This window comes from Stenotrophomonas sp. 57 (assembly GCF_030291075.1).
Lineage (GTDB): Bacteria > Pseudomonadota > Gammaproteobacteria > Xanthomonadales > Xanthomonadaceae > Stenotrophomonas.
Genome location: NZ_CP127407.1, coordinates 4,261,655 through 4,280,821, shown reverse-complemented (window position 1 = coordinate 4,280,821; position 19,167 = coordinate 4,261,655). Strand labels below are relative to the sequence as shown.

The following is a 19,167-nucleotide window of genomic DNA, read 5'->3' as shown; positions in this document are numbered from 1 at the left end:
GGGGTAGCCGGCAACGTCCTGGACGGACGCACGGCTGCAGGAAGGGGGAGCCGCGCGTCGCCTTGAATGGCCCGTGCCTATCGTTCCCGTAGTGAAACACCTCCGCTAGATGATTGAATTTTCCGTCGTCGACTGGGCCGCCTGGGCGCCCGGCCTGACCGAGCGCAGCCAATGGCTTCGCTGGGCCGATGCGCCGTTCCTGCCCGTGGGCGAGGGCGCGCCAGCGCTCAGCGAAGTCCCGGCGATGCAGCGTCGCCGCATCGAACGGCTGGGCCGGATGGCGATCCAGGCCGCATGCTGGTGCGAGGACGCGCAGGGTGCCGACAGCCAGGTGCCGCTGGTTTTCGCCAGCCGCCATGGCGATGTGCCCCGCTCGATGGAGCTGCTGGCATCGCTGGCAGCCGGAGAACCCCTGTCGCCCACGACCTTCGGGTTGTCGGTGCACAACGCCATTGCCGCCCTGTACTCGATTGCCCGCGGTCATCGCGGCAATTACCTGGCGCTGGCCGCGGGCCAGGCCACGGCGGAAGCCGCCTGCCTGGAAGCGGCCGGCCTGCTGGCCGATGGCGCCCGTGAGGTGCGCGTGGTGGTGTACGAATCGCCCCTGCCGGGCATATACGCGCCGTTCGCCGACGAACCCGACGTGTTCTTCGCATGGTGCTGGCGTCTCACCCAGCCCCGTGAGGACTGCCCGACCCTGTCATTGCGCTGGGGACCGGCGGGTGCCGCCCAAGGCGTGCCGGGCCATCTGCCGCACGCACTGGACCTGCATCGTTTCCTGTTGTCGGGGATGCCGGCGCTTGAGCATGTAACGCAGGGACAACGCTGGTCCTGGGGCCGCCGTGGCTGAGGGGCTGCAACGCCTCGATCACGCCTGGCGGGTACTCGCTACGGCCCTGTGTTTCCTCGCCTTTGGCGCGGGCGGACTGATGCTGGGAACGGTGGTGATGCCGTTGCTGCTGCTGATGCACGATCCGCTGGCGCGCCGCCACCGTGCCCGGCGTCTGGTCCAGCTCGCCTTTGCCGGGCAGCTGCGGTTAATGCGCAGCCTGGGCGTGATGACCTGCGAGATCGAAGGGCGCGAACGCCTGCAGCGCGACGGCCTGCTGGTGCTGGCCAACCATCCGACGCTCATCGATGTGGTCTGCCTCGTGTCACTGCTGCCCAACGCGGAGTGCGTGGTCAAGCGCGCGGTGGCCAGCAACCCGTTCATGCGTGGTGTGGTGCGGGCCGCCGGCTACATTGCCAACGACGATGGGCCCGGCCTGGTCGATGACTGCGTGAAGGCGGTCCGTGCGGGGGGCAGTCTGGTCATTTTTCCGGAGGGCACCCGCAGCGTGCCCGGGCAGCCACTGCGGCTGCAGCGCGGCGCCGCCAACATTGCCGTCCGCGGTCGTCTGGACATCACACCGGTGCGGATCACCTGTACGCCGCCGACCCTGGCAAAAGGGCAGAAGTGGTATCGTATTCCCTCGCGTTGCTTTCACGTTCGGCTGCAGATCGGCGAAGATATCCCGATCTCGTCATTTCTGGTCGAAGACGACTCGCCAGGAGGGAATGCCCTGGCGGCACGTCGCGTCACCGAGCACCTTTCCCGTTACTTCGACCTGTCTGGAGACCCCACCCGTGCAAGCACTTGAGCACGAGATCAAGGTATTGATCATTTCCTCGCTTTCATTGGAGGACATCACGCCGGAGGATATCGACCCGGTTGCGCCGCTGTTCGTCGAGGGCCTTGGCCTGGATTCGATCGATGCGCTGGAACTGGGCCTGGCCCTGCAGAAGAAGTACGGTGTGAGCCTGTCATCCGACTCGGAAGAGACCCGCCGCCATTTCTCCAGCGTGCGCGCGCTTGGCGAGTTCGTCGCCGCCCATCGGTCGTAACCGGTGCCAGGAACTGCCATGACCAAGAATGAACTGTTCGATCGCATCGTTTCCATCCTCACCGACAGCTTCGAGATCGAACCGGCCCGGATCACGCCGCAGGCTCGCCTGTACGACGATCTGGACATCGACAGCATCGATGCGGTCGATCTGATCGTCCAGCTCAAGCCGCTGCTGGGGCGCAACCTGCAGCCGGAAGCATTCAAGGCCGTGCGTACGGTGCAGGACATCGTCGATGTGACGCATGGCCTGCTGCCGGACCAGGCGGCCGCCTGACCGCAGCGCGGGCGTCGCTCCCATGGCACGCGCACGCACGGTGGCGGTGGCTGCGATCTCGTTGGCCTATCCGCTGCTGGTCTATCTGGCGATGGGCCGTTTCGAGCCGCGCTGGTCGTCGCTGCTGCTGTTCGCGCTGGCCCTGCTGCGGGCGCTCGGCACGCGCCAACCGGTGTGGTGGGGCGCGGCAGCGGGTGCCGGCCTGCTCGCGGTTCTGGCCACGGTGCTCAACCAGGCGCTGCCATTGAAGCTGTATCCGGCGCTTGTCAATGCCGTAATGCTGGTCGTGTTCGCCGGCAGCCTTCGATTCGGCCCACCGGTGGTCGAGCGCCTGGCCCGCTTGCAGGAGCCGGACCTGCCGGCGTCGGCGGTGCCTTATACCCGTCGCGTCACCCAAGTGTGGTGCGGCTTCTTCGTGTTCAACGGCAGCCTGGCCCTGCTGACCGCGCTGTATGCGTCGGACCGGGTCTGGATGCTCTACAACGGTTTGCTGGCGTACGTGTTGATGGGAATCCTGTTTGCGGGTGAATGGCTGGTGCGGCAACGGGTCAGGGCGGTGCACACGCATGGCTGAGTGGATTGCCCTGGATCGGCTGCTGCTGGATGCGCGGCCGCAACGCCCGGTCGGCGTCTGCGACGGTGTGCTGCTCGACCACGCCGGGTTCCACCGGCGCGTGTTGGCGTGGCGCGCGGCCTTTGCTGCTGCCGAGGGGCGCGACTGGGCCCTGTACTTCGACGATGCCGTTGCCTTCGCCGCGGCGCTGTACGGTGCCTGGCATGCCGGCAAGCGGGTGTTCCTGGCGGCCGACAACCTGCCGGCCACGCTGCAGGCCCTGCAGCCACGGGTGAGTGGCTTTGCGGGCGATGTCTCCGCCGACCACCGCCCGCTGGTGGCGGCGGATGAAGTGGCGGACGGTGCGTTGCGGATGCTGGACGAGCGCACCTGCGAACTGTGTGTGTTCACCTCCGGCAGCACCGGCCAACCCAGCGCCATCAGCAAGCGCCTGGACCAGCTGGCGCGCGAGGTTGAAGCGCTGCAGGCTGCGTTCGGCGAATGGCTGGAAGGTGCGGAGGTCCATGGCACGGTTTCGCACCAGCACATCTACGGCCTGTTGTTCCGGGTGCTGTGGCCGCTGGCCGCCGGTCGCCTGATTCATCCGCGCCGCTTCTTCCATGAGGATCTGGTGGCGGCGCTGTCCGGTACCGATACGGTGCTGGTGGCAACCCCGGCCCACCTCAAGCGCCTGCCGGAACAGTTGGATTGGGCCAGCCTGCATGGCCGCTTGCGCGCGGTGTTTTCCTCCGGCGGTCCGCTGCCTGAAGACGCGGCGCGGCAGGTGCGGCAGTGGTTGGGCGTGGCTCCCACCGAGGTGTACGGCAGCAGCGAGACCGGTGGCATCGCTTGGCGTCGCTGGGAAACCGACCTGCCGCCGTGGCAGCCGCTGCCCGGCGTGCAGTGGCGGGTCGATGAGGGATGCCTGGCGGTGGCGTCGCCGCACCTGGAGAGCGCCGGCTGGTGGCGCACCCAGGACCGCGTCGAAGCGCTGGCCGACGGTTGTTTCCGCCTGCTGGGCCGAACCGATCGCATCGTCAAGGTCGAAGAGCGGCGCGTTTCGCTGGATGCGCTGGAACGCGCGCTGCGCGACGATGCCGAAGTGGAGGATGCACGCGTGCTGGTGCTGCCGGGCCAGCGCGAGCAGCTTGCAGCGGTGGTGGTGCCGGCAGATTCCGCGCTGCTGGACGGCGGTGAGGCGGCGCGGCGTGCACTCGGCCAGCGCCTGGGCGCGCGGCTGGCCCACAGCCATGACGCAGTGACCCGTCCACGTCGCTGGCGACTGGTCCAGTCGCTGCCGCTCAATGCGCAGGGCAAGGTCACCCAGGCGGCGCTGGTGGCATTGTTCCAGCCGCTGATGCCGGTACCGCTGTGGGATCACCGCGATACGTCCAGCGCGACATTGCGCATGACCCTCGACCCGTCGCTGCGGCCGTTCCAGGGCCACTTCCCGCAGGCCGCGATCCTGCCCGGTGTGGCCCAGCTGGACTGGGCGGTGCGTTTCGGCCGCCAGGCCTTCGCGATGCCCGCAGGTTTCCTGCGGATGGACGCGCTGAAGTTCCAGCATGTGGCGCGGCCGGGTGACGTGCTGACGCTGCAGCTGGACTGGGATGCCGCGCGCGGCGTGCTGGGTTTCCGCTATACCTCCAGCCATGGGATGCACTCCAGTGGAAAAGTGGTGTTCGCCGATGCGGATTGATCCCTCCATTGCCGGTGCCGCGTTCGCGCCATTGGTGGTGATTCCTGTCTACGACCACGAACATGCGATCGCAGCGGTGGTCGACGGCGTGCTGGGCTGTGGCCTTCCGTGCCTGCTGGTGGACGACGGTTCACATCACGCGTGTGCGGCCGTGCTGCGTTCGCTGGCACAGCGCCCGGGTGTCGACCTGCTGCGCCTGGACGTCAACCAGGGCAAGGGCGCGGCGATGCTGGCCGGGTTTGCCGATGCCCACGCGCGTGGCTACAGCCACGTGCTGCAGATCGATGCCGACGGCCAGCACGATACCGGCGACCTGCCGCGCTTCATCGAGGCATCGCGTGCCCATCCGGATGCGGTGATCTGTGGTATCCCGGCCTACGATGCCAGCGTACCGAAGGCACGCCTGTATGGGCGCTACGCCACCCACATCTGGGTCTGGATCAATACGCTGTCGCTGCACCTGCGCGACACCATGTGCGGCTTCCGCGTGTACCCGCTGCCACCGGTTCTGCGCCTGATCGGCGAAGAGACCATCGGCCGGCGCATGGATTTCGATACCGAGGTGATCGTGCGCCTGTACTGGCGACAGGTTCCGGTCGAGCACCTGGCCACACGCGTGACCTATCCATCCGATGGCGTGTCGCACTTTGACATGTGGCGCGACAACGTGCGCATCACCCGCATGCACGCACGCCTGTTCTTCGGCATGCTCCGGCGCGCACCGCGCCTGCTGTGCCGCCGCCTGCAGGGGCAGCGCTGAAATGGCGACCGCGCAGGGTGCCCCGCACTGGGCCGATATCGGTGAATCCACCTCGGTGGCCGGCGTGCTGGTCCTGTACTGGGTGCACCGCTGGTTCGGGCGCTGGCCATTCCGCATGTGCGTGTGGCCGGTGGTGGCCTGCCATTGGCTGGGCAACCGCGTTGGCCGCGAGGCCTCGATGCAGTATCTGCAGCGGCTGCAGGCCCACAGCGGCGTGCTGGGCCGCGCGCCAACCCGCCGCGACAGCCTGCGCCACTTCTTTTCGTTTGCCGACACGATGCTGGACAAGATCCTCGGCATCGGCGGGCGCTATCCGCCCGAACGCATCCACCTGCATCGCACCCCGGTGCTGGAGAAGATCGCGCAGCGCGAAGGCGGGCTGATCCTCACCGCGCACATCGGTTGCCTGGAACTGTGCCAGGTGCTGGCCGAGCGGGTCCCCGGCCTGCGCATCACCGTGCTGGTGCATACCGCGCATGCGCAGCGCTTCAACCGCCTGCTGCGCCGGCTGGATCCGCTGGCGGCGGTGGAGCTTGTGCAGGTCACCGAGATGGGGCCTGCCACGGCGATGATGCTGGCCGACAAGGTGGCCGCAGGCGGTTTCGTGGCCATTGTCGGCGACCGTACGCCGGTCGGCGGCGGGCGCAGCATCAGTGCCGAATTCCTCGGGCAGCGTGCACCATTCCCGATTGGGGGCTATGTGCTGGCCGCTGCACTGGGCTGCTCGGTCTACACCATGTCCTGCCTGCATGAGGGCGAAGGTTACCGGATCGTGTTCGAGCCGTTCGCCGATCGCATCGTGCTGCCACGCGGTTCGCGTGATGCCGCGCTGTCCGGGCAGGTGCAGCGCTATGCGGGTTGGCTGGAACGCCAGGTCATCCAGTCGCCGCTGGACTGGTTCAATTTCTTTCCCTTCTGGGATCAGGCTTCGCATGACGACTGACGCCGTATCCGTGTGCCGCTTTGGCGATGCACCGTTGACCATCGAAGATGTGGTTGCCCTGGGCCAGCGGCGGCGCCAAGCCGCACTGAGCGAGGCTCCCGCGTTCCGCGCGCACATCCAGCGCGGTGCCGATTTCCTCGACCGCCTGCTGCGCGACGAGGGTGTGATCTATGGCGTGACCACCGGCTATGGCGACTCGTGCACGGTGAACATTCCGCCGGCGCTGGTGGCCGAGCTTCCGCACCATCTTTACACCTACCATGGCTGCGGCCTGGGCCGTTACCTGGACCCGGTCGAGACCCGCGCGGTGCTGGCCGCTCGCCTGGCGTCGCTGGTGCGTGGCATGTCCGGTGTCAGCGTGCCGTTGCTGGAGGGGCTGGCCATGCTGCTGCAGCACGACGTGCTGCCGATGATTCCGGCCGAAGGCTCGGTCGGTGCCAGTGGCGACCTGACCCCGCTGTCCTACGTGGCCGCGGTGCTGTGCGGCGAACGCGAGGTGCTGCACGAGGACCGCGTGCAACCAGCGGCCGAAGTGCTGGCGAAGATCGGCATGGCGCCGTTGAAGCTGCGGCCAAAGGAGGGCCTGGCGATCATGAACGGCACCGCGGTGATGACCGGCCTGGCCTGTCTGGCCTGGCAGCGCGCCGACTACCTGGCACGCATGGCCACGCGCCTGACCGCGTTCAACGTGCTGGCCAGTGACGGCAATGCGCACCACTTCGATGAAGACCTGTTCGCGGCCAAGCCGCACCCGGGCCAGATGCGCATTGCCGCACGCCTGCGCGGCGACCTGCACAGCGAGCGTCCGCCGCGCAATGAACAGCGCCTGCAGGACCGCTATTCGCTGCGTTGCGCGCCGCATGTGATCGGCGTGCTGGAAGACAGCCTGCCGTTCCTGCGCCAACTGATCGAAACCGAATTGAACAGCGCCAACGACAATCCGCTGATCGATGGCGATGGCGAGCGCATCCTGCACGGTGGCCACTTCTACGGAGGCCACATCGCGCTGGCGATGGACACCCTGAAGAACACGGTGGCCAACGTTGCCGATCTGCTCGATCGGCAGCTGGCGCTGGTGGTGGATGCCCGCTACAGCCATGGCCTGCCGGCCAATCTGTCGGCCGCTACCGGCCCGCGTGCGGCCATCAACCATGGCCTGAAGGCGCTGCAGATCAGCGTGTCGGCATGGACCGCCGAAGCGCTGAAGCAGACCCTGCCGGCGTCGGTCTTCTCGCGCTCCACCGAATGCCACAACCAGGACAAGGTCAGCATGGGCACCATCGCCGCACGCGACTGCCTGCGCGTGATCGAGCTGACGGAACAGGTGGTGGCGGCCATGCTGATCGCCGCCCGCCAGGGCTTGGCGCTGCGCGAGCGGGTTGGCCTGAACGCGCAGCTGCATGGCTGTCTGGCCGACATGTACGCCGACCTGGGGCAGCGCATCGCCCTGGTCGAAGAGGACCGCGCGCTGGATCGCGAACTGCGGGAACTGCTGGTGGAGATCCGCACGCAACGCTGGGAGCTGTATGCCGGTGAATGAATCAATCGAACGGGTGGCCGAAGTTGCACTGGCCCCGGCCTTCCATGACTGCGACCCGATGAACGTGGTCTGGCATGGCCATTACTTCAAGTACTTCGAGATCGCGCGTTGTGCGCTGCTGGGTCGCTACAACTACGACTACCCGCAGATGCTGGAATCGGGTTATCTGTGGCCGGTGGTCGATGCACGGGTGAAGTACGTGCGCCCGCTGCTGTTCAACCAGGCCCTGCGCGTGCGCGCGAAGATCGTCGAGTGGGAGAACCGGTTGAAGATCGAGTACGAAATCCTCGACGCGCACAGTGGCCAGGTGCTGACCCGTGCGATGACCATCCAGGTCGCGGTGGACGCGATCAGCAGGGAAATGCAGTACCAGTGCCCGCCGGTGCTGTGGGAACGCCTGGGAGTGCCTGCGCCATGAACGCCCTGATCACGGTTTCGCGCGCGCTGCTGTGCGCGCTGCTGCTGGCCGCCGCACCGCTGGTGCAGGCGGCCGACCCCGCCACCGATGCGATCACCCAGGCGGTGGCGCGGCCGGACGTGCTGCGTGGCCAGTTCACCCAGGAAAAGCAGGTCAGCGGCTTCAAGAACCCGCTGCGCTCGCAGGGTCGCTTCGTGGTCGCGCGCCAGCACGGCGTGATCTGGACCACGCTCAAGCCGTTCCCCTCCGAAGTGGTGGTCACCGCCGACCGCATCCTCAGCCGTCAGCGCGATGGCAGCACCCGCGTCGAACTCGACGCACGGCAACAGCCGGCGATGCGTTCGGTGAACGCGATCATGTTCGCGCTGATGAGGGGTGACGTGCAGGCGCTGTCCAGCCAGTTCAGCGTTGCCGCCAGTCGCGAAGGGCAGGGCTGGCGGCTGCGGCTGACGCCGAAGTCGGCGATGCTGGCCAAGGCGTTCGAGTCGCTGACGCTTCAGGGGGACCGTTACGTGCGCCAGGTCGAGATCGTCGAAGCCAACAAGGACCGCACGCAGATCCGGTTCAGTGAACTGAGCGAGGCGCCGGCGACGCTCAACGCTGACGAGGCACGCCGCTTTGACTGAGGCCATGGCGTCGAACCTGCCGGAGCGCTTGCGGCGCTGGTGGCATTGGCTGGGCATCACCTGGCTGGTGCTGCTGCTGGCGCTGGGCGTTCAGCAGTGGCACCTGTGGAGCCAGCAATCGCGGATCGATACCGACATCCTGGCGCTGCTGCCGCAGGACGCGCACGACCGCCTGTTGAGCGATGTCACCCGTCGTATCGCCGATGGCAGCTCGCGGCAGGTGGTGGTGCTGCTCGGCAGCAGCGACGGCGCTGCCGCCAAGCGCGCCCAGGCGGCTTTCGCCGGTGCCATGGCCCAGGACGCAGACCACGCGTTGCTGGTGCCCAGTGGTTCCATCGAGGGCTGGTTCGACGAGGCGCGCGCGTTCTACGCACCGTACCGCGACCGCCTGCTGACGCCGGCCCAGCGCGACCAGCTGCAGAACGCTGAACCCGGTGTGCTGGCCGAGCAGGCGTTGGCTGCGCTGTACGGCCCGATGGGGGCCCCACGCCTGACCGAGTGGCGGCAGGACCCGCTGTCGCTGTGGCCGCAGTGGTGGCAGCAGCAGGCACAGGGTTCCGGGCTGCGCCTGGGCGACGATGGCCTGCTTGACGCCGAAGGCAAGCATTGGGCGGTCCTGCAGTTCGATACTCCGGGTTCTGCGTTCAGGCTCGATGGCGAGCGCCACCTGGATGGCCTGCTGGAGCGTGCCGGGCAGGCGGCGAGGGGGGCCGCCCCCGATCTGGAGATCCTGCATGCGGGCGTACCGCTGCATGCCGAAGCGGCCGCGGTGCAGGCCAACCGGGAGATCAACACCATCGGCTGGGGCTCGCTGGCGGCCGTGCTGCTGCTGGTGTGGCTCGCGTTCCGTTCGCTGCGGCCGATCCTGCTGGTGGCCACGTCGCTGCTGATCGGCTGTGGCGTGGCGCTGGCGGTGACCGTGCTGGTGTTCGGCAACGTGCACGTGTTGACCCTGGTGTTCGGTGCATCGCTGGTGGGCGTGGCCGAGGACTATGGCATCCACTGGTTCGCATCGCGCCAGGCCGAACCGGCTGACCGCCGCTGGAAACTGCTGAGGCACCTGCTGCCCGGCCTGTGGCTGGCCCTGCTGACCAGCGCACTGGCGTACCTGGCGCTTGGCCTGACGCCGTTCCCGGGACTGCGGCAGATGGCGCTGTTCTCGGTGGTCGGCCTGGCCGCCGCCTTCCTCACGGTGATCTTCTGGTTCCCGTGGCTCGATGGCGGCGAGATCCGCCGGACCCGCTTCTCGCAGTGGCTGGGCAACACCCTGGAGCGCTTCCCGCGCCTGCATGGACGTCGCCCTGTAACGATCTTCGTGGTGGCCGCGCTGGCGCTGTCCGCGGTCGGCATCGCACGCCTTCAGAGCGACGACGACCTGCGCAGCCTGCAGTCCTCGCCGCCGGCGCTGATGGCCGAGCAGATCCGCCTGAGCCAGTTGCTGGGCATGCCCAGCCCGGCACAGTTCTACCTGGTGCAGGGCCGTGATGCAGCCCAGGTGTTGCAGCGCGAAGAGGCATTGACGTCGCGCCTGCGCGTACTGGCCAATGACAAGCGCATCGGCGGATACCGTGCGATCAGTGACTGGTTGCCGTCGCCGGCGCGCCAGCAGGCGGATGCCGCACTGACCGCGAAGGTGGAACCGGGCGTGCTGTCGGCGGTGTCGGAGGCGGTCGGTGAACCGCTGCCGCGCCCGGCATTTGCCGCATCGCCGCTGACCGCCGAGGCGTTCCTGGCGTCGCCGGCATCGCAGCCGTTCCGCCACCTGTGGGTGGGCGAGGTGGGTGGGCAGATGATCAGCGTGGTGATGGTCGATGATCTGTCGCGCTCCGACGCGCTGGCGACCCTGCGTGGGGCCGCCGAAGGCCTGCCCGGCGTGCGCTGGGTCGACCGCACCGCCGACTTCTCACACCTGCTCGGCCATTACCGCAAGCTGATGGGTGGGCTGCTGCTGATCGGCATCGCGCTGGTGTTCGGCACGCTGTGGCTGCGCTACCGCCGCCAGGCCTGGCGCGTGTTCGCGCCGACCCTGATCGCCGGTGCGCTGACCCTGGGCCTGCTGGGCCTGTTCGGCCAGCCGCTGCAGCTGTTCAACGTGCTGGCGCTGATGCTGCTGCTGGGCATGGGCATCGACTATGGCATCTTCCTGATCGAGCACCGCGGCGACGCCAGTGCCTGGTTGGCGGTGTGCGTGGGTGCGGCCAGTACCTGGCTGTCGTTCGGCCTGCTGGGGCTGTCGCAGACCCCGGCGCTGCGGGCCTTCGGCCTGACCCTGCTGTTCGGCATCGGTCTGGTCTGGCTGATCTCGCCGTTGTTCAGGCCACCACCCCATGCATTACCACCGTCCTGAATCGCAGCGCGCGCAGGCATCCACGCCGCTGGCGTGGCAACCGGTTCCAGAACATCATCTACCCCCTCACCCCGTAGCCGGCAGGGCGTCACATGAACCATTCCATCCACAGCGGTTGCCCCGTACGTGTGCCGGAGGCCACGTGCCAGCGCTGATCGTGCGCCGCACTGCGGCTCTGCTGCTGTGCGTGCTGCTGTCCGCCTGCGCTGGGCGCATGTCGAGACCGCAGGTGGAGCTGCCGCCGCTGCGCCTGGCCCCTTCCAGCCTGCCGGCGCCCGTGGCGCTGCAGCAGCAGCTGCATTTTCGCTTCGGGCGCCACGAACGTGATCTCGACGCCCTGCTGGAAGCCGATGCGCAGCAGGTGCAACTGGCGGTGCAGGCCATGGGCCAGACCGGCGTACGCCTGCGCTGGGATGGTCAACAGCTGACCCAGCAGCGTGCGTCGTGGCTGCCGCCCCAGGTCCGGGCGGAGCGGGTGCTGGATGACCTGCAGTTCGCGTTGTGGCCGACGGCCGCGATCGCTGCCGTGCTGCCGGCCGATTGGCAGGTGGCTGACGACGGGCACCTGCGCACCTTGTCGCGTGCGGGCGTGGCGTGGCTGCAGCTGCAGCGCCTGGAGGATGGCAGCCTGCAGCTGGACAATCGTGCGGAAGGCTACGCGCTGCGCATCGAATCGATCGATATGGCGGGACAGGAATGATGGACACGGCCGTCTTCCTCAATGATCTGGGCATCGTCTGCGCGCTGGGTGATGGCCGCGCGGCGGTTGCGGAGACGATGTTCGCCGAGGTGCCAGGCGGGCTCCGCAACAACGACAGCCTGTTGCCGGGGCGCACCCTGGCGCTGGGCGAAGTGTGCACGCCGTTGCCGTCGCTGGAGGAACTGCCGCTGGGCCTGCGCGGTCGCAACAACGCGCTGCTGGCGGTCGCACTGGCGCAGATCGCGCCTGCAGTGGGCGCGGCGATCGCCCGTTATGGCGCCGAGCGCGTGGCCGTGGTGCTGGGAACCAGTACATCGGGTATTGGCGAAGGCGAACGGGCCATGTGCACCCATGCCACGGAGGGGCGTTGGCCGGCGGATTACGATTACGCGCAGCAGGAAATGGGCACCGCCGCGCAGTTCGTGCGTCTGCGCAGCGGTGCGCAGGGCCCGGCATGGACCTTGTCCACGGCGTGTTCATCCAGTGCCAAGGCACTGATGTCGGCGGCGCGCCTGCTGCGCGCCGGGGTGGTCGACGCAGTGATCGCCGGCGGCGCGGATTCGCTTTGCCGCTTCACCGTGGCCGGTTTCAGTGCGCTCGAGTCGGTGTCCGACCTGCGCTGCAATCCGTTCTCGCAGCATCGGTCCGGCATCAATATCGGGGAAGGCGCGGCGTTGTTCCTGCTCACCCGCGACACCGGCCCGGTGGCGCTGGCGGGATGGGGGGAATCCTCCGACGCCCACCACATGTCCGCACCCGACCCGCACGCCCAGGGCGCCATCGACGCCCTGCAGCAGGCGCTGCAGCGGGCGGGCTGGTCGGCCGCGGATGTCGACTACGTGAATCTGCATGGCACCGCGACCAGCCACAACGATGCCATGGAAAGCCTGGCGGTTTCGGCGGTGCTCGGCACCGGTGTTCCGGCCAGTTCGACCAAGCCGATCACCGGGCACGCGCTTGGCGCCTCGGGCGCGATCGAGGCGGCATTGTGCTGGATCCTGCTGGCCGAGAATCCACTGCAGCAGCTCCCACCGCACTGGTGGGACGGCGCGGTGGACGAGGCACTGCCGGAACTGGCACTGGTGGCGCCGGGTACACGGCTGGAGCAGCCGCTGCAGCGGATCCTGAGCAGCTCGTTTGCCTTTGGCGGCAGCAATGCCGTGCTGGCACTGGAGCGTCGATGAACCCTCTCTACGCAATTGAAGACGTGGTGCCGCATCGCCAGGAGATGTGCCTGTTGCAACGGGTGCTGCACTGGGACCAGGACAGCATCGAGGCCGAACTGGTGGTGCCCGGGGCGGGTCTGTTCATCGAGAACGGTGAAATGCCGGCCTGGATCGGCATCGAGTACATGGCGCAGGCCATTGCGGCCTGGTCGGGGTGTCGCGCGCGCGCGGCTGGCGCGGGGCCGCAGCTGGGCTTCCTGCTTGGCAGTCGGCGCTACAGCAGCCTGCGCAGTGGTTTCCCGAGCGGAACCCGCCTGCGCGTGCAGGCGCGTCGCGAGCTGCTGGGCGACAATGGGCTGGGGATGTTCGCCTGCCGCATCCTGGCGGGCGAAGAAGAGTGGGCGATTGCCAACGTGTCGGTGTACGAACCGACCGACGCGAAGGCTTATCTGGAGAGTGGAAAGGCATGACTGGGAATCGATGCGTGCTGGTGACGGGTGCCAGCCGGGGGATCGGCCGCGCCATCGCGCTGCGCGTTGCGCGGGATGGATTCGACGTGGTGGTGCATTGCCGCAGCCGCGTGGAGGAAGCCCAGGCGGTGGTTGCCGAGATCCAGGCGCTGGGCAGGCAGGCACGCGTGCTCACCTTCGACGTATCTGACCGTGAGGCCGCGCGGGCCGCGCTGGAAGCCGACGTGGATGCGCACGGGGCCTGCTACGGCGTGGTCTGCAACGCGGGTATCGCCCGCGACGGTGCGTTCCCGGCGTTGTCGCCGGAGGATTGGGACCAGGTCATCCACACCAATCTGGATGGCTTCTACAACGTGCTGCATCCGTTGATCATGCCGATGGTGCGGCGGCGCAAGCCTGGCCGCATCGTCACCCTGTCATCGGTGTCCGGTATCGCCGGCAACCGTGGCCAGGTGAACTACAGCGCAGCCAAGGCCGGCATCATCGGGGCGACCAAGGCCCTGGCACTGGAACTGGCCAGCCGCCAGATCACGGTCAACTGCGTGGCGCCGGGCCTGATCGAGACGGAGATGCTCAACGATGAAGTGGTGGAGCACGCGCTGAAACTGATTCCTGCCGGCCGCGTCGGTCGTCCGGAAGAAGTAGCGGCGACGGTGTCCTTCCTGCTGTCCGAGCCTGCCGGCTACATCACCCGCCAGGTGATTTCGGTGAACGGAGGCATGCTCTGATGACCGCCGATCACCGCGTGGTGGTGACCGGTGCAGCGGCCATCAGTCCCCTTGGCCACGATTGGCCGACCATCCATTCGCACCTGCGCAGCGGCCGCAACGCCGTGCGCGTGATGCCCGAGTGGGATGTCTACGCCGGGCTGAACACCAAGCTGGCCGCACCGGCGCAGCCGTTCGAGCTGCCGCCGACCTACAACCGCAAAAGCACCCGTTCGATGGGCAAGGTGGCGATCATGTCGGTGCGTGCCACCGAGATCGCCCTGCACGAAGCGGGGCTGCATGACCATCCGGTGCTGCGCAGCGGCCGCACCGGGGTGGCCTATGGCTCGTCCTCCGGCAGCCATGAGGCCATCGGCGAACTTGGCCGCATGCTCAACGAGTTCACCACCGAAGGCATCAGCGCCACCACCTACCTGAAGATGATGAGCCACACTGCGCCGGTCAACATCGGCGTGTTCTTCGGTCTGTCCGGGCGCATCTACACCACATCCAGTGCCTGTACGTCCGGCAGCCAGGGTATTGGCGCGGCGTACGAGGCGATCCGCAGTGGCAAGCAGACGGTGATGGTGGCCGGTGGCGCCGAGCAGCTGGACGCCGCCGCCGCCGCCGTGTTCGACACCCTGTTCGCGACCAGCGTGCGGAATGACGCACCGCAGTCGACGCCACGTCCCTTCGATGCTGGCCGTGATGGACTGGTGCTGGGTGAGGGGGCCTGCACCCTGATCCTGGAGGAAATGGGCCACGCACAGGCCCGTGGCGCAACGATCCTTGCCGAGGTGGTGGGTTACGGCACCAACAGTGACGGCCAGCATGTCACCCAGCCCAGTGCCGGCACCATGGCCCAAGCCATGCGTTTGGCGCTGGAAGACGCCGGACTGGACGCGGCGCAGATCGACTACGTCAACGCGCATGGGACCGCGACCGATCACGGCGACATCGCCGAAACCCAGGCCACGGCGCAGGTGTTCGGCCCGCGGATGCCGATCAGCTCGCTGAAGAGCTACGTCGGCCATATGCTGGGCGCCTGCGGAGCATTCGAAGCCTGGGTGAGCATCGAGATGATGCGTGCCGGCTGGTTTGCCCCGACCCTGAACCTGGTGGAGGTGGATCCGCGCTGCGGGCAGCTGGACTTCATCACCGGCCAGGGCCGCGAACTCCAGGCCGAGTACGTGATGAGCAACAACTTCGCGTTCGGTGGCATCAACACGTCCCTGCTGTTCCGCCGCTGGCGCAGTTGACCTTGCCGCCGGCAGAGCGTGCGCGAGGCTGAACGCCGCCGCCACATTGCTGAACCTCGCCGCTGAAACGCCGCCGATCACGCCGTCATCGTCGGCCGACGGCTTTCCCCGGTGTCGGCTTTCCGACACAATCATGGCTCTTCCCGGGTTATCGTCCCGCGGACATGCACGCCTACGTCTATAAAAGCCAACTCAAGCCGGACACTTACGTCTACGTTCCCCGACGCGAAGATTTCAGCGCGCTGCCTGCGCCGCTGCTCAAATCGCTGGGGACGCTCACTTTCGTCCTGGACGTGGCCCTGGATGCCCAGCGCCGCCTGGCCCAGGCCGACCCGGACAAAGTTCGCAGTGAAATGAACGAGCGCGGGTTCTACCTGCAGGTGCCGCCGTCGGTGGCCAGCCTGATGCCGCGCCACTATGACTGACGCCTCCCGTCCGCGGGCCCTGTCGATCGCCTTTGCCGTGGGCGCTGTACTGGCGCTGGGCGCCGCCGTGGGCGGTGTTCCGGGCGCCATCCTTGCTGCCCTGGCGCAGCCAGCGTTCGCGCTGGGGGTGTCGTGGTGGCGCCGCAGCCGCGCGCTGCTGCCGCTGAAGGTGGTCGCCCGCCAGGACCTGCCGGCACTGCTGGCACTGTGGGCCGCCGCGCCGCTGCTGTTGGCGCTGCTGCTGGCCTGGCCGCTGGCCGCGCTGCGTGACAGTGGCAGCCTGGCGGCGGTGCTGGGCCTGAGCGTGCTGGTCAGTGCCGGCCTGCTCGCCGCTTGGCGCACCTGGCCGTTGTGGAACGACGTTGAACGCCTCGATGGCAGCCTGGCCCAGCATTGGCACGCGCTGGCCGGGCGTGACCTGACCGCCTGGCGTGGCCTCGCTGTGGCCGCGCTGGTGGTCGCGCTGGCGGCGCTGGTGGTGCTGCCGGCCTGGCCGGGCCTGCTGCCGGAAAGTGCGCGCTGGCCGGCCGTGCTTGCGGTGCTGGTGCTGTCGCCGGTACTGCACCTGCTGTTGCAGCGGGTCGCGCCTGCGCCGCTGGTCTCGCTGCGTAGCAGCCCGCTGGCCACGACCAGCAACGACCACGAACCGCTGTTTGCCGCGGCGGCCGAAACCGCGCCGTTGGAGGCGATGGCGCCACAGGAACTGACTCCGGCACTGTATGAAGCCGCCCGCCAGGGTCGCATCGACCGCGGTCTGCAGCTGCTGCAGGCTGGTGCCGATCCGTATGCGTTGCCCGACCCGAACTGGCGTGACCAGCGCAGCCTGGCGGTGCTGGCCGCGGTGCTGCCGGACCTGCGCCTGCTGCGCGAACTGATCGCCCGCGGCGTTGACGTGAACGCGCCGCACCGCGGCATGACGCCGTTGCTGGCCGCCACGCGTGACAGCTGGCATGGCCGCCCGGAAGCGGTGATGACCCTGCTCGCCAACGGTGCCGATTCGCGTGCTACCGACAGCGATGGCAATACGCCGCTGCACCATGCCGCGCGCAGTTCCGACCCGGGTGTGGCCGCGCTGCTGCGTGATGCCGCCGCCGAAGTCGACGCGCTGAACCGCGATGGCTGGTCGCCGCTGGCGGTAGCCTGCCAGGTGGGCAACTGGCGCCTGGCCCGCTTCCTGCTGGAACGCGGTGCGCGCAGCGAACCGGCCGAGGGTACCCCGGTGCTGCTGGCCGCCGCCGCCACCGAAGATGACGATCCGGCGGGCGTGCAGCTGCTGCTCAAGCACAAGGCGCGCGCCGACGCGCGTGATCGCCAGCGCCGCAGCGCGCTGCATGAGGCGGCGCTGGCCGGACATGTGGAAATCATCGGCGTGCTGCTCGCCGCCGGCGCCAATCTGGAAGCGCGCGATGCGCTCGGTCGCACGCCGTGGCTGGAAGCCGCGCGTGCCGGTCGCGCAGCGGTGGTCGAACACCTGCTGCCGCACAAGCCGGACCTGGTTGCCGTGGACGGCGAGGGTCGCAACGCGGTGCAGTTGGCGGCGATGGCCGACGATGTCTCACCGTTGCTGATCAAGCGCCTGGTGGAACTGGGCATCGCTGCCGATGCCACCGATCCGGCCGGCCGTCGCGCGGTGGACTATGCCGCCGAAGCAGGTCGCTGGGCGATCGTTGCGCTGCTGGACCCGTCCTACCCGTTGCCGGCGGCGGTCAGTGACGGCCTGGCCGAGCGTGGCGAAACCGCCAGTGCCAGCGGCCTGCTGCCGGACCGCCCGCCGCTGACCCTGCTGCGCGAAGCGCTGGGCTTCGGCAATACCGAAGGCATGGCCGCGCTGGCCAAGCTGTGCCAGCCGGAAGAACTGGGCGGCCTGCTGCTCGACCCGGAGCTGGCGCTGGAGCCGCGCGCGGTTGATTGGCTGCTGGCCCACGGTGCCGATCCCTACGTGCGTGACGCCTGCTCGGACACGCCGATGTTCGCCCTGCTGTCGCGCGGCGTTGATGCGGTGCCGGCGCTGCAGGTGATGTTGCAGCGTGGCTTGTCGCCAGCGGGTCGGGGTGGCCTTGCGCGCTTCCTCGCTGCCTGCGCGCAACATGATCAGGCCGCCCGTGGCCTGGAACAGCTGGCGCTGGAACTGCTGGAACGTGGCGCTGATCCGTTCGCAGCTTCGCCGGCCGGCGATCCGCCGCTGTCGCTGGCGGTGCGCCTGGGCTGGCTGCGCCTGCAGCAGGCCCTGCTGAAGGCCGGTGTTGATCGCGAAGCGCGTGACAGCCACGGCATGACCGCATTGCACCTGGCCACCGCATTGGCCCGCGAAGCCGCGCTGAAGCTGCTGGTGCAGCACGGTGCCTCGCCGGAAGCCCGTGCCGCCGATGGCCAGACGCCGCTGGGCGTGGCGCTGTCGATTGGCCGCCGCGACCTGGCCGACTGGCTGGACTGGCGGGTGTGGCCGTTGCCGCGCCGCACCCTGCGCGAGGCCGATCTGCCGGCCGCTGCAATGGCCGGTGACGTCGATGCAGTGCGCCGCCTGATCGATCTGGGCTTCGCCGTTGATGCGGTCGATGCGCAGGGCTGCACCGCGCTGCTGCGCGCCGCCGGTGGTGGCCATCTGGCGGTGACCGACCTGCTGCTGGCGCGCGGCGCTGATCCGCAGCACGCGGCGGCCAGTGGGGCTACGCCGCTGTCGGCGGCGGTCAGCATGCGCCAGGTGGATATCGTCTCGGCCCTGCTCGACGCCGGCGCCAAGCTGGAACACCGCCTGCCAGGCGGCGTGACCGTGCTGATGCTGGCCTCGGCGCTGGGCCTGCCGGATATCGTCGCGCGCCTGCTTACCGCCGGTGCCGACGTGCACGCCGGTGACGCGCAGCAGTTGGGCCCACTGCACTGTGCCACGCTGTATGGCTTCAGTGCCCGCGACCGTTCGCGCCTGCTGGCCCTGCTCGACACCCTGTTGCTGGCCGGTGCCGAACCGGACCAGGCCGCCGCTGGTTCGGTCACGCCGCTGCTGCTGCTGCTGGGCGCACGCGCCGAGCCGGGCACCGCCTGCGACGAGCAGGTGGTGATGGCCGCGGTGGAACGCCTGCTGGACGAAGACGTCAGCCTGGACGTGCGTGATCCGCGCGGCTTCGGCCCGCTGCACCTGGCCGCGTTGCATGGCTTGCCCCTGCTGGTGCAGCGCCTGCTGCGGGCCGGTGCCGATCCGGAAGTGCGCGACAGCCTCAACCGCAGCCCACGCGAGATCGCGGTGATGCGCGGCTTCATCGACGTGGCCGGCGAGTTCGAACCGCGCGTGCCGGGTGTCTCGTCGATGGCGCGGTTCCTGCGCGACAACGGCTGATTTCTGGAAGAGGGTAGTGCCGGCCGCCATCGATCGGGTGGGGCCGATGCTGCCCACGGTGGG

At 68.6% G+C, this 19,167-nt stretch carries 19 protein-coding genes; all 19 read left to right on the top strand.

Translation table 11 applies throughout. The annotated features are described in order from the left end of the window. The first annotated feature begins 109 nt into the window (after positions 1 to 109). The 19 genes from QP512_RS19675 (at position 110) to QP512_RS19585 (ending at position 19,104) form a co-directional block, all read left to right on the top strand. On the top strand, positions 110 to 850 hold the full coding sequence (locus QP512_RS19675) for a beta-ketoacyl synthase chain length factor (protein WP_286070354.1): 741 nt from the start codon (positions 110 to 112) through the stop codon (positions 848 to 850). Further along, positions 843 to 1,640, top strand: a complete 798-nt coding sequence (locus QP512_RS19670; protein ID WP_286070353.1) for a lysophospholipid acyltransferase family protein — start codon at positions 843 to 845, stop codon at positions 1,638 to 1,640. Before QP512_RS19675 ends, QP512_RS19670 begins: the two co-directional genes overlap by 8 nt. Beyond that, positions 1,627 to 1,884 (top strand): phosphopantetheine-binding protein, encoded by a 258-nt coding sequence (locus QP512_RS19665; protein WP_046983475.1) that lies wholly within the window; start codon positions 1,627 to 1,629, stop codon positions 1,882 to 1,884. Before QP512_RS19670 ends, QP512_RS19665 begins: the two co-directional genes overlap by 14 nt. Before the next feature lie 18 nt (positions 1,885 to 1,902). Next, positions 1,903 to 2,160 (top strand): acyl carrier protein, encoded by a 258-nt coding sequence (locus QP512_RS19660; protein WP_135275541.1) that lies wholly within the window; start codon positions 1,903 to 1,905, stop codon positions 2,158 to 2,160. Positions 2,161 to 2,182: 22 nt separating this feature from the next. After that, the gene (locus QP512_RS19655) at positions 2,183 to 2,734 is read left to right on the top strand and encodes a membrane protein (RefSeq protein ID WP_046983477.1); all 552 of its coding nucleotides are present in this window, start codon (positions 2,183 to 2,185) and stop codon (positions 2,732 to 2,734) included. Next, positions 2,727 to 4,412 carry an AMP-binding protein gene (locus QP512_RS19650; protein ID WP_286070352.1) on the top strand — a complete coding sequence of 562 codons (1,686 nt, stop codon included), beginning with the start codon at positions 2,727 to 2,729 and terminating at the stop codon, positions 4,410 to 4,412. The genes QP512_RS19655 and QP512_RS19650 overlap by 8 nt, the downstream gene beginning before the upstream one ends. After that, positions 4,402 to 5,172 carry a glycosyltransferase family 2 protein gene (locus QP512_RS19645; protein WP_286070351.1) on the top strand — a complete coding sequence of 257 codons (771 nt, stop codon included), beginning with the start codon at positions 4,402 to 4,404 and terminating at the stop codon, positions 5,170 to 5,172. The genes QP512_RS19650 and QP512_RS19645 overlap by 11 nt, the downstream gene beginning before the upstream one ends. Before the next feature lies 1 nt (position 5,173). After that, a complete protein-coding gene (locus QP512_RS19640) occupies positions 5,174 to 6,115 on the top strand; it encodes an acyltransferase (protein ID WP_286070350.1) in 942 nt (313 codons plus the stop codon). Beyond that, positions 6,105 to 7,655 carry an aromatic amino acid ammonia-lyase gene (locus tag QP512_RS19635; protein WP_286070349.1) on the top strand — a complete coding sequence of 517 codons (1,551 nt, stop codon included), beginning with the start codon at positions 6,105 to 6,107 and terminating at the stop codon, positions 7,653 to 7,655. Before QP512_RS19640 ends, QP512_RS19635 begins: the two co-directional genes overlap by 11 nt. After that, complete coding sequence (locus QP512_RS19630) at positions 7,642 to 8,073, top strand: acyl-CoA thioesterase (protein ID WP_286070348.1); 432 nt, start codon at positions 7,642 to 7,644, stop codon at positions 8,071 to 8,073. The genes QP512_RS19635 and QP512_RS19630 overlap by 14 nt, the downstream gene beginning before the upstream one ends. Beyond that, a complete protein-coding gene (locus QP512_RS19625; RefSeq protein WP_286070347.1) occupies positions 8,070 to 8,699 on the top strand; it encodes an outer membrane lipoprotein carrier protein LolA in 630 nt (209 codons plus the stop codon). Before QP512_RS19630 ends, QP512_RS19625 begins: the two co-directional genes overlap by 4 nt. 4 nt (positions 8,700 to 8,703) lie before the next feature. Continuing rightward, entirely contained in the window at positions 8,704 to 11,046 is a 2,343-nt protein-coding gene (locus tag QP512_RS19620; protein WP_286070346.1) for a hypothetical protein, read from the top strand. 214 nt (positions 11,047 to 11,260) lie between these two features. Then, positions 11,261 to 11,746: a DUF3261 domain-containing protein gene (locus QP512_RS19615; RefSeq protein ID WP_343229524.1), complete on the top strand. Its 486-nt coding sequence runs from the start codon at positions 11,261 to 11,263 to the stop codon at positions 11,744 to 11,746. Continuing rightward, positions 11,746 to 12,930, top strand: a complete 1,185-nt coding sequence (locus QP512_RS19610; RefSeq protein WP_286070344.1) for a beta-ketoacyl-ACP synthase — start codon at positions 11,746 to 11,748, stop codon at positions 12,928 to 12,930. The genes QP512_RS19615 and QP512_RS19610 overlap by 1 nt, the downstream gene beginning before the upstream one ends. Then, positions 12,927 to 13,382 carry a hotdog family protein gene (locus QP512_RS19605; RefSeq protein WP_286070343.1) on the top strand — a complete coding sequence of 152 codons (456 nt, stop codon included), beginning with the start codon at positions 12,927 to 12,929 and terminating at the stop codon, positions 13,380 to 13,382. Before QP512_RS19610 ends, QP512_RS19605 begins: the two co-directional genes overlap by 4 nt. Beyond that, a complete protein-coding gene (gene fabG / locus QP512_RS19600; RefSeq protein ID WP_286070342.1) occupies positions 13,379 to 14,110 on the top strand; it encodes a 3-oxoacyl-ACP reductase FabG in 732 nt (243 codons plus the stop codon). The genes QP512_RS19605 and fabG overlap by 4 nt, the downstream gene beginning before the upstream one ends. Next, positions 14,110 to 15,348, top strand: a complete 1,239-nt coding sequence (locus QP512_RS19595) for a beta-ketoacyl-ACP synthase (RefSeq protein ID WP_286070341.1) — start codon at positions 14,110 to 14,112, stop codon at positions 15,346 to 15,348. Before fabG ends, QP512_RS19595 begins: the two co-directional genes overlap by 1 nt. Positions 15,349 to 15,512: 164 nt before the next feature. Next, positions 15,513 to 15,773: a YcgL domain-containing protein gene (locus QP512_RS19590; RefSeq protein WP_197581819.1), complete on the top strand. Its 261-nt coding sequence runs from the start codon at positions 15,513 to 15,515 to the stop codon at positions 15,771 to 15,773. Beyond that, on the top strand, positions 15,766 to 19,104 hold the full coding sequence (locus tag QP512_RS19585) for an ankyrin repeat domain-containing protein (RefSeq protein ID WP_286070340.1): 3,339 nt from the start codon (positions 15,766 to 15,768) through the stop codon (positions 19,102 to 19,104). Before QP512_RS19590 ends, QP512_RS19585 begins: the two co-directional genes overlap by 8 nt. Positions 19,105 to 19,167: the final 63 nt, after the last annotated feature.